Source organism: Bacillus yunxiaonensis (assembly GCF_037104695.1).
In the GTDB taxonomy this organism is placed as follows: domain Bacteria; phylum Bacillota; class Bacilli; order Bacillales; family Bacillaceae_G; genus Bacillus_A; species Bacillus_A yunxiaonensis.
Map to the genome: position 1 here is coordinate 302,367 of NZ_JBAWSV010000002.1, position 14,242 is coordinate 316,608.

The following is a 14,242-nucleotide window of genomic DNA, read 5'->3' on the forward strand; positions in this document are numbered from 1 at the left end:
AAGATAAAAATCTTTGGAATGCAACTATATCATATACGGCCCAAAGATAATAGCGCCAATTACAACGGCAATAATCGAGAAAAACAATACCGCGCCTGCTGCTGCGTCTTTTGCTATTTTAGCAAGGGGTTTCACATCAGTCGTTACTAAATCAACTGTTTTCTCTATCGCTGTATTAACGATTTCCAATGCAAATACAACGCCAATTGTCAACAGTAAAATAAGCCAATCTATTTTCGTAATATGAAAATAAAAGCCAAGGCCACTAACAACGCACGCTGCCAAACAATGAATTTGTACATTTCGTTCATGGAGAAGACAAAAGAAAATTCCAGCAAATGCATAGCGAAAACTATTTATTAGTTTCCCTTTTTTCATCTACCCAATCCAAAAGTATCGAGAATTTCTTTTTGCTTTCCAAACATAACCTTTTCTTCTTCTTCTGTCATATGATCATAACCAAGTAAATGTAAAAAGCCATGCACTGCTAAAAAACCAAGCTCACGCTCAAAAGAATGGCCATATTCTTCAGCCTGCTCTTTCGCTCTCGGAATAGAGATAATAATATCCCCTAACATACGAGGCATTTCCACACCGACAATTTCCATTTCTCCTTCGCCCATATCTTCCATGGCAAAAGAAATCACGTCTGTTGGCTGATCTTTATCACGATAATCACGGTTAATTTCTTGAATACGCTCATTATTTACAAATGTAATCGAAAGTTCCGCTCCATCTTCTACAGATTCTGTATCCGCAGCTTTTTCAACTAACTGCTGAATCATATCAACATACTCTTCTTTTACTTCTTCCGTTTCATCAAAAAAGTCAATTATTAACCCCATTTACTTCACCTTTTCTTCTGATAATTTCGGATACTTAATCCGAGAATGGAAAATTCCATTTAATGTTTCACATAATGTTTTCTCCACAATTTGCAGTTCTTTAAATGTTAAATTACATTCACTAAATTGTCCATCTTGTAGACGATCCTTAATAATACTACGAACAAGATTGTCAATTTGCTCCGGCGTTGGTGCATTCATCGAACGCACTGCCGCTTCTACACTATCGGCAACACCGACAATTGCCGATTCTTTTGATGTTGCTTTTGGGCCTGGATAACGAAACATCTCTTCTGTGTACTTCTCTTTATCCTCTTGCATTGCTTTATAGTAGAAATACTTTAACAAAGTGGTTCCATGATGCTGTGCCGTGATATCAATAATTTCTTGCGGAATATGGTGTTCTTCTAACATTTTCACTCCATTTGTAACATGGGCAATTATAATATCTCTGCTTGTTTCAGGATCTAACCGATCATGAGGATTTGAGATTCCCATTTGATTTTCAATAAAGAAATGCGGCTGCACCGTTTTCCCGATATCGTGATAGTATGCCCCTACACGTGCTAACACACCATTTGCTCCTACAGCTTCACATGCCGCTTCTGATAAATTCGCAACCATGACACTATGATGATACGTTCCTGGTGCTTCTAATAAAATTTTGCGAATCAATGGATGATTTGGACTTGCTAATTCCACCAACTTCATACTAGAAACAAGACCAAGAGCACTTTCTAAATATGGCAAAATCCCCATTGCTAAAATAGATGAAATAATCCCAGATGCCGCTGCCATTAATAAATGTGTTCCAATCTCAAGCGGTGAAAAGTTTCCGTTGCGCAGTAACAATAAAGCTGCTAATACAACCACATTTAAAATAGATACAAGCACCCCAGCTTGCAGCAGCATTGTACGGCGATTTTTTTCCCGCAAGAAAATACTAACAGAAAGCGAGCTAAGCAATACATAAATCCCAACTGAAAAATTCAGTGTACTCGTTACCCCTTCATTAAATAAAATACTACCACACACCGAAAAAATCACACTCGTTATGAAAACAAATCGATCGCTAATCATCAACTTCACTAATATAGTTCCCATTGCAACTGGGACAATATAAGCAATACCGGCATATTCTAGCTTTTGAAACAAACTAATAATTTTCATTAAAACAACTGTAATAGCAACAATTGTTGTATATGCTAGGATATATGGCTTGTCCTCTCTTTTCGGCTTTAAAAACGCCTCAAATTGCTTATGCATAAAAAATAAAAGAACACCTATAAAAATAGCTAGTCCCAAAAATGGTTGAAATGAATTACTTTGATCCAGTAATCCTACTAACTTCAACTGTTCATATATTTCTCTTGTGATTGTGTCGCCTTCTTTCACAAGAATTTGACCTTGTAAAATATAAACAGGGGCCACTTGATCCATCGCCATTTGCTTTCGTTCCTTCGTAGCAGACGGATCATAAAAATAATTTGGTACAATCGCATACTGACCAAGTGCAATAATTGCTTGTTTCAATTCATTGCTAACAAATACATTTTTTAACTCGTTAGAAATACGATCTTTAAACTGATCCACTTCATTCATTTTAATATGAGAACTCATTAAATTATTAACGGCTGTGACGGTTGATTCCCTCGCCACAAGAAGCTGATCTTCTGCCGCATTTAAAAATTGCAATAGCACTTGATCAGACAAACTTTTCGTTAAATCCGTTGGCAATTTCTTTTTTAACTTATCCAATCGTTCTGAAGTCGATAAGCTTTTTTGCGCATCTGGTGCCGAAGCATTGGTCTCTGAATCCACTTCTTTAACTGCATCAAAGACCGAATTTACAACATCAATTCGGTTTTGTTTATATTCACTTCGATACGTATACTGATCCTCGACCTTTTGAGCAGCTTCTCTCTTTTTCTTTTCCGTTGTTACTTTATCTTCAATTTTAACAGGAGAATGGATTGTCTTTTTTGAAATAGACAGCATTTTGACATCTAATTGTTCCGGTTTTACATTATTCATCAGCGCAAAAAATAGCACTGCTCCTACTAAAACATAAGAAATCCAGCTCAGTTTTTTCGAATGTTGTATATTGCGAAACCACTTTGCAACTTCTTGAAACCTTGACATAATTACAATACCTTCTCCTCTCCTGATATAAAGTGAAACTTCCTTTCGTGAGGCGCTCTTTCCTCACGAATGGTTAGTTGAACCCATCGGGCTCTTACAGACGGTTTTTCTTCTCTGTACCGGCCGTTTGAACGGGATAAAAAGAAATGATCCTTACAAGCAGGATCATTCCATTTTATCATATGCTTCAATAATTCGCTGTACAAGTGGATGACGAACAACATCCGATTGCTCAAGTTTAATAAACGAAAGTCCAGCTACAGCGTCTAATACATTCGCTGCAATAGAGAGACCGGATTTCACACCTTTCGGTAAATCAATCTGAGATGGATCTCCCGTTACAACCATTTTTGAACCAAATCCAAGACGCGTTAAAAACATTTTGATTTGTGCTCCTGTTGTATTTTGCGCTTCATCTAGAATAACAAACGCATCATCGAGTGTCCGTCCCCTCATATATGCTAATGGGGCAATTTCAATGATACCGCGTTCCATCATTCTTTGTGTATGTTCTTGTCCAAGCACATCATGAAGAGCATCATAAAGAGGGCGTAAATACGGATCCACTTTTTCTTTCAAATCTCCCGGTAAAAAACCTAGACTTTCTCCAGCTTCAACAGCAGGTCTTGTTAATATAATTTTTTTTACATAACCATTTTTTAATGCTCGAACAGCCATTACTACAGCTAAGTATGTTTTACCAGTACCTGCTGGTCCCATTCCAAAAACAATATCATTCTTCTTAATAGCATGAATATATTGCCTTTGTCCCATTGTTTTTACACGGATGGACTTACCTTTTGCTGTTTTAAAAATTTCTTCTTCATATAACTCTTCAAAATGAGCCAATTTTCCTTGACGACCAAGTTGAATTGCGTAAGTTACGTCACGCTCGGAAATCGATACACCCTTGCGAATAACAGCTAGAAGCTGTTTTAATATACCTTCAACAAGAGCTATCGCTTCGTCTGTTCCAGATACACGAACAGATTCCCCTCTCGTAACAATCGATACCTCAAGTTCGTTCTCAATTACTTTTAGATGCGCATCATTTACTCCAAACAAAGCAATTGCTTCATTATGGTTTTCCAATTGTTGATTCATCTCTACTAATTGTTCAGCCATTAATTACTCAATCTCCTTGAATATCGGATTCAGATATCGGTTGAGCCTCTGCAATATTTTCAATCACTGTATAATGCAACAATAATTTTAAATTCCCATTCTCAACCTGTTTATGCAAAACTTTCTTCCCTATAATCATAGCACGTTCATCCAATTTTTTCTTTAATTCTTTTTGTCCCATTTCCTCCGCTACCGCCATTGCCTGTTTTTCTGTATATTCACGGTTTGCTTCTTCCTCTTCACGTACAATCGCTTTTTCATAAGCAATCGGCAGTGTAAAACCAAGCAGCTTAACATCATGTCTTACTATCTCCGTTTTAGACTGCTTATACTTATCATGCTGAAATCCCCATATTTTTATTTTTGCGTTTCCGAAAGTAAGATAATGCTCTCTATATGAATTCCCTGTATAAACTTGAAATGTCGTTTTCAAAGGTACCTCCACTTCAGACTTGTACCAAGTTTCCCCAAATACAACCCCTTTAGCAGAAACAATTGTCGGGCTATCCTCTTTCCCATACACCCCCGATACAAGAAGTTGTCCTTTTTGTACATAATCATTTTTCATAACTGCTGGCTTTCCAATCTCTACAAACATCTTCGTAATAATTGCTTCCTTTTTTGCAACTAGATGTTGCGGTACCTGTTCTTTTTCTTTTTTCGGTTCATTTTTTTCGACTATTTTAAAGTGATATGTCGTTCCTTTCACTTCCAAACCAACCCATGTAATAGCATTAATATTATTAGTCAAATAACGCTGTACAGTCTCTACACTCGGCATTTGAAATTGCAGCTTCCCTTTCTTAATACCCATTTTGTCCAATTCTTTCATCAAAATATATTCCGTTTCTGGCTTTGCCCCTGTTATTTCTATTTTCCATACCATATTTGATAAGGCGATAACACTTACTAAAAAAATTAAAAAACCAACAAGAAAACCGCTATTTCGAAGTAAACGCTTATTCCAAAACGGTAACCCGTAACGTCCAATAAAATACAGTTTGCATTCATTTTTACGGTAAATCGGACGTAATCGTTTCACATCACGAAGTAGCATGCAAAATACAAGTGTATCATCTGCAACTTTCTTCACATTCCAAACAAGAATATCACGCCGTACACATTCATTAATAAATCGTTCTACTCCTCTTCCTTGAATCCGCACCTTCACATACCCAATCCATCTTGTAAACCACTGATTTTTCATAACTCGCCCCCATCAGCTTTCTGAAAAAGGCGCAGCCCCGCTTAGAGACCTGCACCCTCTTTATCACTTTATCCCGCTCAAACCAGTCGGTAGTAGTAAAACTAAGAAAACGAAGGCTTACCGACTGCAAGAGCCCGATTGATTCAACTAACCATTCGCGAGGAAAAGCGTCTCACGGATGGAAGTTTCACTTTATCTATCTTTCTTTTCTTCTTCTAAAAACAAGACTTGCTCAATGGTCCCCTCAAGTAAAAGCTCTTCTGGAAGAATCGTTTTAATAACAAAAGAGTCTCCTTTTATTAATAATTGTCCTTGTTTTAACAAAAGCCGCACCTCTTTATCGCTAAATACTAATAATCCACGATGATTTTCTATATAAATATGTACCTGCCCAACAAGTGTAATTCTCGGCAGATCCATGAATACATCTGCAGGTAGGTCTATCTGCTTAGTAATCCAATTTTTCATTTGCTGCAACTTTCTCATCGAAGACCCCCCTCTCATCCCATATGTATGAAAAAAAGGCTTGTAATATCACGTCCAAATTGAAAAAAAACATAAAAAAGCGTCTCATTATAAATGAGACGCTTTTTTATGCTAATAGTTGTGAAACAAGCTTATTCACTTGTGAGCCATCTGCTTTACCTTTTACTTTCGGTATAACAGCACTCATCACTTTGCCCATATCAGCTTTAGAAGCTGCACCAACTTCAGAAATAGTTTGCTGAATAACAGCAGTCAATTCTTCTTCTGTTAATTGCTCTGGCAAATATGTTTCTAAGATCTGAATTTCGCTTTTCAGTTTATCAACAAGGTCTTCACGACCCGCTTTTTCAAATTCAAGGAGGGAGTCTTTATACTGTTTTACTTGACGAGTTAAAACTGTTAATTCCTCTTCTTCTGCAAGAGAGTGTTGCAGTTTAATTTCTTCATTTTGTAAAGCAGCCTTAACCATACGAATAACGGTTAATTTTTCTTTTTCTCTATTCTTCATCGCTTGTTTCATATCATCGTTTAAACGACTGAGAAGACTCATAAATTACACCCTCTCTTAGAATTTGCGTTTTCTTGCCGCTTCAGATTTCTTCTTGCGTTTTACGCTTGGCTTTTCATAGAACTCGCGCTTTCTTGCTTCAGCAAGCGTACCAGCTTTAGAAGTTGATCTTTTAAAACGGCGAAGTGCATCCTCCAAAGACTCGTTTTTACGAACGACTGTTTTTGACATTCTCTTTCCCTCCCTCCGAAACATCCACTTACATCCTAAATTCAGCATGCAAAAAGAAACACTTTCTCAGCATGTCTTTTAAGATTATAATACATTTTATACTTTTAGGTCAACTATCTGATAAAAGAAAAGAAGAGCAATCGCTCTTCTTTTTTCACGATACGTTCAATTTCGATATAAAATTCTATATCAATGCGACATTATTCTACCAAAATGTTCGCTTCTACTTTTCATCATCTGGATACAATATCCCCAGTTTTTCGTGTCAAATAACCTTAGCCGACAGGACTAAACAATCGGCTCCGCTTTTATTTTATCCAGCTACAGCCGCTAGAACAATCGGTCGTTTCACTCTTTCCTACGAGGCAAAAAACGCCTCTACGTCAAGAGCTCCAACGCCCTCATGTTCTAAACGAGCGGCTTCCGCTTTTATTTTAATAATCAGTTGTTGCTGTTTTTCCGCTTACTAGCGCTACACCAGAGCTTGTACCGATGCGTGTTGCACCTGCTTCTACCATTGCGTCCATGCCTTTTTCGTCACGAACACCACCTGATGCTTTTACACCTATTTCTGGTCCTACTGTTTTTCTCATTAATGCAACATCTTCTACTGTTGCGCCGCCTGTTGAAAATCCTGTTGATGTTTTTACAAAATCAACGCCTGCTTTTACAGATAACTCACAAGCACGAACTTTTTCTTCCTCTGTTAATAGGCATGTTTCAATAATTACTTTTACAAGTGCTTTTCCTTTTGCAGCTTCTACAACTGCGCGAACATCACGCTCTACTAACTCGTCGTTTTTATCTTTTAACGCACCGATGTTAATCACCATGTCAACTTCTGTTGCGCCTTTTGCAATTGCATCTTTTGTTTCAAATGCTTTCGTTTCTGCTGTATTTGCTCCAAGAGGAAAACCAATTACAGTACAAACTTTTACGTCTGTTCCTTTTAAAATTTCTGCCGCTGTTTCAATCCATGTTGGATTTACACATACAGAAGCAAAATCATGTTGTTTTGCCTCTTCGCATAGAGTAACAATTGCCTCTTTTTTTGCATCTGGTTTTAATAACGTATGATCAATTAATTTTGCATAATTCATTTTAAAATTGCCCCTTTCTTAACTTATACTCAATAATTTCGTACTTATCAGTTGTCTGACAACCTTAATCTTCAGCATTATATCATAAAGTATAGCGTTTTCATATTTTAACTTCTCCATCAAATAAAAAAGCATGCAAACAAAACTGTTTGCATGCTTTTCGGTTATGCGCTTGCTGATTCTTTCGGAGATGCATCTTCTAGAACACGAACAAATTGCGCTTCATTATAAGGATAACCAGCTTTCGTGATTTTTACCTTAATCAATTTACCGATTAATTCTTCAGACCCTTCAAAGACAACTTTTAAGTAATTATCTGTGTAACCTACATATAATCCTTCACGATCAGCTTCTTTAAATGGTTCTTCTGGAATAATTTCAAGAACTTCGCCTTCAAACTGAGATGCATATTCTTTCGCTAATTGATCAGATAATGCAATCAAGCGGTGTACACGCTCGTTCTTGATTTCTTCTGGCACTTGATCGTCCATGCGCGCTGCTGGTGTTCCTGTACGTTTTGAATACGGGAATACATGAAGTTCAGAGAAACGATTATTTTTAATAAAATTGAACGTTTCCATAAATTCTTCTTCTGTTTCACCAGGGAAACCAACGATAACATCAGATGTAATTGCTAATCCTGGCAACGCTTCTTTTAAGCGATCTAAACGCTCCTGGAAGAATTCCATTGTATATTTACGGCGCATACGCTTTAATACTGTATTGGATCCAGATTGAAGCGGAATGTGTAAATGACGTACAACAACTTTAGAGTCGCGCAGTACTTCAATCACTTCATCAGTAATTTGACTTGCTTCAATGGAAGAAATGCGAAGGCGTTTTAAACCTGTTACTTGCGCTTCCATATCGCGAAGTAATCCTGCTAAATTATAATCTTTCATGTCTTCACCGTATCCACCTGTATGAATACCTGTTAAGACGATTTCTTTATAGCCAGCATCTACTAATTGCTGCGCTTGACGAATAACTTCTTTTCCATCACGAGAACGCATTAAACCACGAGCCCATGGAATGATACAGAACGTACAGAAGTTGTTACATCCTTCTTGAATTTTCAAAGATGCACGCGTACGATCTGTAAAGTATGGTACGTCTAATTCTTCATATACACGTGTTTTCATAATGTTACGTACAGCATTAATTGGCTGACGTTCATTGCGATATTCTTCAATATAGCCAAGCATTTTCTCACGGTCTTGCGTTCCGACAACAATATCTACACCTGGAATCGCCATAATTTCTGCTGGAGATGTTTGTGCATAACATCCCGTTACACAAATTACTGCATCAGGATTTTGACGAACGGCACGACGAATTACTTGACGACTTTTTTTATCCCCTGTATTCGTTACAGTACATGTATTAATTACATATACATCAGCTGTTTTCTCAAATTCAGTTCGCTCATAACCACCTTGTTTAAACAGTTGCCAAATCGCTTCTGTCTCGTAGTGGTTTACTTTACAACCTAACGTATGAAACGCAACAGTTGCCATATATATTCACCCCATTAATTCAAAATGATAAGACGCGGCACTTAGCGCATATAAAGGCGCTGTTTCTGTCCGCAATATTCTTGGTCCCAAACTGCACGGTACAAAAGCATGTTCAGAAAGAGAAGACACTTCACCTTCTGTTAAACCACCTTCTGGCCCAAATACAATGAGTACCTTTTGTCCTGGCTCTAACTTTGTTAAAGCCTTAGCGAAATTTGTTTTTTCACCTTGCTTTGCTTCTTCTTCATATGCAACAAGGCAACTATCATAGCCTTTGCTCATCGAAAGAAGCTCTTTAAAAGAAACAGGTGCATACACAGTAGGAATCTCACTGCGATGAGACTGCTCAGCTGCCTCTTTTACGATTTTATTAAAACGCTCTACTTTTTTCCCGGCTTTTTTCGCATCCCATTTTACAATAGATCGAGATGCTTCAAACGGTAAAAAGGCGGCTGCTCCAAGCTCAGTTCCTTTTTGTAAAATCAACTCAAGCTTATCTCCTTTAGGCAGTCCGCTAGCAATTGTCACAAATATAGGTAGTTCACTTGACATCTCTATCCATTCTACAATAGTTGCATTTATAAATTCATTGGTAATTTCAGCAATTGTACAAATTGCTGTTCTCCCATTTGTGCAACAATAAATGTGATCACCAGGCGTCATACGCATCACTCTTCCGATGTGATGCACATCATCTCCTACAATACGAATTGTCGTTTCATTTATATTTTGTTCTTCTACAAAATAACGCTGCATTATATCACCTTAGTAAGGTTTAGCTCTTTTCGTAAACAAATGCTTACGAAAAGAGCTAAACAGTTTGATTTGGATTGAACAAACGGCAAGTCCCTCACTACTGCCAGCGAGAGACTTTTCGTTTACATTCCCCCGTACAAACGGGCAATAAAACTCCGAAATAGGGAAAACTCTAACTTACCCTTTACGCGCAATAATTGCTACCCAATCTTCCATCGTTAACACTTCTTCTACTGTAAAACCTGCATTTACTAACGCTTCTGTTACAATTTTCTCTTTCGCAGCAATAATACCAGATGTAATGAATAATCCACCTTGCTTAACAACTTTTGCTGCATCTTCGGGGAATAATAAAATAATTTCCGCTAGTAAATTTGCGACAATTAAATCAACAGGGCCTTCAATGCCTTCTAGTAAACTGTTTTGTCCAACAGTTACAACATTCTCTGTATGATTTAATCGGACGTTCATCTCAGCACTCTCTACTGCAACTGGATCTAAATCGTATGCTTGAATAGACGCAGCACCTAGTTTGGCAGCAGCAATACTTAACACACCAGAGCCTGTTCCAACGTCAATAACAGTATCGCCAGATTGTACTGTTTTTTCTAAAGCACGAATACACATCGTTGTTGTTGGATGCGTTCCTGTACCAAATGCCATCCCTGGATCTAACTCGATAATTTTTTCTTCTGGTGAAGAAGGTGTATACTCTTCCCATGTTGGCACAATTGTAAATGTATCAGAAATTTTCACTGGATGGTAATACTTTTTCCAAGCAGTTGCCCAATCCTCTTCATCTACCTCATTAACAGATACAGTTGCTGCTCCAATCTCGATTCCATAAGAAGGCAACAGATCAATGGATGATTTTACACTTGTAATTGTTTCTTGCAAAGTATCATTCTTTGGGAAATACGCTTTTACAAGTACACCTTCTGTTGGATATTCAGCTGGATTTAACGCATAAATCTCACCAAATTGTTGTTCACGCTCTTTCGTTAATTCAGCAGGATCTTCGATCGCAACACCGCTTGCTCCTGCTTCATGTAAAATATGCGAGATTGCTTCTACAGCTTCCTCTGTTGTATGAATACTAATTTCTGACCATTTCACAATTTACCAACTCCATTTTTTATTTCCATTATTCCCCTTTAAAAGCTCGCTTAAGCTTTTTAAATAGGCTATCATCATGGTCTTCTTGACCTGTAAATTCTCTCAGCAATTCTTTTTGGTGTGATGTTAATTTTGTTGGTGTAACAACACGAACAACAACATATTGGTCACCTTGCCCATATCCACGTACGTTTGGAGCGCCTTTTCCTTTTAAACGGAATTCTGTTCCTGTTTGTGTTCCTGCTGGAATTTTTAATTTTACTTTTCCATGCACAGTCGGAACTTCCACTTCATCTCCAAGTGCTGCTTGCGCAAATGTTAATGGCATTTCACAAATAATATCATCACCTTCGCGATGGAAGAATTCATGCTCTTTCACACGAACTACTACATACAAGTCTCCTGCTGGGCCGCCGTTTATACCAGCTTCCCCTTTACCAGACACGCGAATTTGTTGACCATTATCAATACCTGCTGGAATTTTAACGTTAATTTTTTTAATTTTACGTACTTTTCCAGAGCCATGACATGTTGTACATTTTTCTTTAATTATTTGACCTGTTCCAGAGCATTGTCTACAAGCTTGACGATTCACAATACGACCAAATGGTGTGTTTTGCTCCACGCTAACTTGACCTGTTCCAGAACAATGTTTACATGTTTCTTTCGAAGTTCCCGGTTTTGCTCCGCTACCACTACATGTATTACAAGGATCTTCAGTTGGAATTTCAATATCCATTTCCTTACCAGAAATTGACTCTTCAAATTTTAAAGAAACTTGATATTGAAGGTCTGCACCTTGACGCGGTGCATTTGGATCACGGCGTCTGCCGCCGCCTCCGCCACCAAAGAATGAACTGAAGATGTCTTCAAAACCGAATCCACCACCGAAATCACCACCGCCAAAACCACCAAAGCCTTGATTTGGATCAGCATGACCAAATTGATCGTACTGCGCACGTTTTGAATCATCACTTAATACTTCGTATGCTTCTTGCACTTCTTTAAATTTTTCAATTGCATTTTCTTCTGTACTTACATCTGGATGATACTTTTTCGCCAAACGACGGTATGCTTTTTTAATCTCGTCTTTTGAAGCGCCCTTGCTAACGCCAAGTACCTCATAGTAATCTCGTTTACTCATAAGTTTACAACCCCCGAATCCTTTCACATAAACGTAATTTTAACATCGAAAGAAAGTGCTTTGCAACACTGTTTCCTCACTTACAGTATGCAAAAAGAAAAACATTGGACTCTCACACAAAAGACTCCGTGTGCACCCAGTCTTTTCTTCACTCGTGAAAAAAGTCAAAGCCAAGGCACGCTTGACTTTGACTTTTTGTCATCTTACTTATTTTATTACTTATCTTCTTTTACTTCTTCAAACTCAGCATCGACTACATTGTCGTTTTTCGCGCCTGCATTACCTTGTGCGCCTTCTGCTTGCTGTGATCCTGCAGCAGCTTGAGCTTGCTCATATAATTTTACAGTTAATTGTTGTACGATTTCTTGAAGTGCATCTTTTTTCGCACGGATTTCATCAAGATCGTTTTTCTCGATTGCAGCTTTTAATGCATCTTTTGCTTCTGTTGCTTTCGCTACTTCAGCTGCATCTACTTTGCCTTCTAAATCTTTTACAACTTTATCTGTTTGGAACACAAGTTGATCTGCTTCATTGCGAAGTTCAACTTCTTCTTTACGTTTTTGGTCAGCATCAGCATTTGCTTCTGCTTCTTTTACCATACGATCTACTTCTTCATCAGAAAGACCTGAAGAAGATTGGATTGTAATTGTTTGTTCTTTACTTGTTCCTAAATCTTTTGCACGTACGTTTACGATACCGTTCGCATCAATATCGAATGTTACTTCGATTTGTGGAATGCCGCGTGGTGCTGGCGGGATATCTGTTAATTGGAAACGACCTAACGTTTTGTTATCCGCTGCCATTGGACGCTCACCTTGTAGTACGTGAATATCTACTGCTGGTTGGTTATCAGCAGCTGTTGAGAACACTTGTGATTTACTTGTTGGGATTGTTGTGTTACGCTCAATTAATTTTGTAAACACGCCGCCCATTGTTTCGATACCTAAAGAAAGCGGAGTTACGTCTAATAATAGAACGCCTTTTACATCACCAGTAAGTACGCCGCCTTGTACTGCAGCACCTAATGCTACAACTTCATCAGGGTTTACACCTTTATATGGTTCTTTACCAGTTTCACGTTTAATTGCTTCTTGTACAGCTGGAATACGAGTAGAACCACCAACAAGAATAACCTTATCTAATTCACTTGGAGAAAGACCAGCATCTTTTAATGCACGACGAGTTGGTTCTAATGTTCTTTCAACAAGATTAGCTGAAAGTTCTTCAAATTTCGCTCTTGTTAAGTTTAATTCTAAGTGTAATGGACCAGCAGCTCCAGCACTAATGAATGGTAATGAAATTTGTGTTTGTGTTACACCTGAAAGATCTTTTTTCGCTTTTTCAGCCGCATCTTTCAAACGTTGAAGTGCCATTTTATCTTGGCTCAAATCAATGTTATTTTCTTTTTTGAATTCAGCTACTAAATGATCAATGATAACTTGGTCAAAGTCGTCACCACCAAGACGATTGTCACCAGCAGTTGAAATAACTTCAAATGTTCCATCTGCTAATTCAAGGATAGATACGTCAAATGTACCGCCACCTAAGTCGTATACAAGAACTTTTTGTTCTTCGTCTTGTTTTTCTAAACCGTAAGCAAGCGCAGCTGCTGTTGGCTCGTTAATAATACGTTCTACTTCTAAACCAGCAATGCGGCCTGCGTCTTTTGTTGCTTGGCGTTCTGCATCGTTAAAATATGCTGGTACTGTGATAACAGCTTTTGTTACTGTTTCACCTAAATATGCTTCAGCAGAAGCTTTTAAGTTTTGTAAAATGATTGCAGAAATTTCTTGAGGTGTGTAATCTTTACCTTCAACTTCTACTTTGTAGTCTGTACCCATATGACGTTTAACAGACATGATTGTATTTGGGTTCGTAATCGCTTGACGCTTCGCTACTTCCCCAACTTGACGTTCTTCATTTTTGAAAGCTACAACAGAAGGAGTTGTACGGTTCCCTTCTGGATTTGGGATAACCTTTGGTTCTCCACCTTCCATAACAGCTACACAAGAGTTTGTTGTACCTAAGTCAATACCGATAATTTTACTCATGGCGAAACCTCCTA

At 37.9% G+C, this 14,242-nt stretch carries 14 protein-coding genes; all 14 read right to left on the reverse strand.

What is annotated here, in order from left to right; genetic code table 11:
- Nucleotides 1-24: 24 nt before the first annotated feature.
- Nucleotides 25-378 carry a diacylglycerol kinase family protein gene (locus WAX78_RS07660; protein WP_336481695.1) on the reverse strand — a complete coding sequence of 118 codons (354 nt, stop codon included), beginning with the start codon at nt 376-378 and terminating at the stop codon, nt 25-27.
- Complete coding sequence (gene ybeY, locus WAX78_RS07665) at nt 375-845, reverse strand: rRNA maturation RNase YbeY (RefSeq protein WP_336481696.1); 471 nt, start codon at nt 843-845, stop codon at nt 375-377. Before ybeY ends, WAX78_RS07660 begins: the two co-directional genes overlap by 4 nt.
- Nucleotides 846-2,987 carry an HD family phosphohydrolase gene (locus WAX78_RS07670; RefSeq protein ID WP_336481697.1) on the reverse strand — a complete coding sequence of 714 codons (2,142 nt, stop codon included), beginning with the start codon at nt 2,985-2,987 and terminating at the stop codon, nt 846-848. It lies immediately after the preceding gene.
- A 165-nt stretch (nt 2,988-3,152) separates the two neighbouring features.
- On the reverse strand, nt 3,153-4,112 hold the full coding sequence (locus tag WAX78_RS07675; protein WP_336481698.1) for a PhoH family protein: 960 nt from the start codon (nt 4,110-4,112) through the stop codon (nt 3,153-3,155).
- A gap of 7 nt (nt 4,113-4,119) precedes the next feature.
- Complete coding sequence (yqfD, locus tag WAX78_RS07680; protein WP_336481699.1) at nt 4,120-5,319, reverse strand: sporulation protein YqfD; 1,200 nt, start codon at nt 5,317-5,319, stop codon at nt 4,120-4,122.
- 192 nt (nt 5,320-5,511) lie between these two features.
- Nucleotides 5,512-5,805 carry a sporulation protein YqfC gene (yqfC, locus tag WAX78_RS07685; RefSeq protein ID WP_154710175.1) on the reverse strand — a complete coding sequence of 98 codons (294 nt, stop codon included), beginning with the start codon at nt 5,803-5,805 and terminating at the stop codon, nt 5,512-5,514.
- Between the two features lie 106 nt (nt 5,806-5,911).
- A complete protein-coding gene (locus tag WAX78_RS07690; RefSeq protein ID WP_336481700.1) occupies nt 5,912-6,355 on the reverse strand; it encodes a GatB/YqeY domain-containing protein in 444 nt (147 codons plus the stop codon).
- A gap of 15 nt (nt 6,356-6,370) precedes the next feature.
- A complete protein-coding gene (rpsU, locus tag WAX78_RS07695; RefSeq protein WP_020062243.1) occupies nt 6,371-6,544 on the reverse strand; it encodes a 30S ribosomal protein S21 in 174 nt (57 codons plus the stop codon).
- A gap of 434 nt (nt 6,545-6,978) precedes the next feature.
- A complete protein-coding gene (gene deoC, locus WAX78_RS07700; protein ID WP_336481701.1) occupies nt 6,979-7,644 on the reverse strand; it encodes a deoxyribose-phosphate aldolase in 666 nt (221 codons plus the stop codon).
- Between the two features lie 164 nt (nt 7,645-7,808).
- Nucleotides 7,809-9,161: a tRNA (N(6)-L-threonylcarbamoyladenosine(37)-C(2))-methylthiotransferase MtaB gene (gene mtaB, locus WAX78_RS07705; protein ID WP_336481702.1), complete on the reverse strand. Its 1,353-nt coding sequence runs from the start codon at nt 9,159-9,161 to the stop codon at nt 7,809-7,811.
- 6 nt (nt 9,162-9,167) lie between these two features.
- Nucleotides 9,168-9,917: a 16S rRNA (uracil(1498)-N(3))-methyltransferase gene (locus tag WAX78_RS07710; RefSeq protein ID WP_336481703.1), complete on the reverse strand. Its 750-nt coding sequence runs from the start codon at nt 9,915-9,917 to the stop codon at nt 9,168-9,170.
- Between the two features lie 177 nt (nt 9,918-10,094).
- Nucleotides 10,095-11,033, reverse strand: coding sequence for a 50S ribosomal protein L11 methyltransferase (prmA, locus tag WAX78_RS07715; protein ID WP_336481704.1), 939 nt, complete (start codon nt 11,031-11,033; stop codon nt 10,095-10,097).
- Nucleotides 11,034-11,061: 28 nt separating this feature from the next.
- Nucleotides 11,062-12,177 (reverse strand): molecular chaperone DnaJ, encoded by a 1,116-nt coding sequence (gene dnaJ / locus WAX78_RS07720; protein ID WP_336481705.1) that lies wholly within the window; start codon nt 12,175-12,177, stop codon nt 11,062-11,064.
- A 215-nt stretch (nt 12,178-12,392) separates the two neighbouring features.
- Entirely contained in the window at nt 12,393-14,228 is a 1,836-nt protein-coding gene (dnaK, locus tag WAX78_RS07725; RefSeq protein ID WP_336481706.1) for a chaperone protein DnaK, read from the reverse strand.
- Between the last annotated feature and the right edge of the window lie 14 nt (nt 14,229-14,242).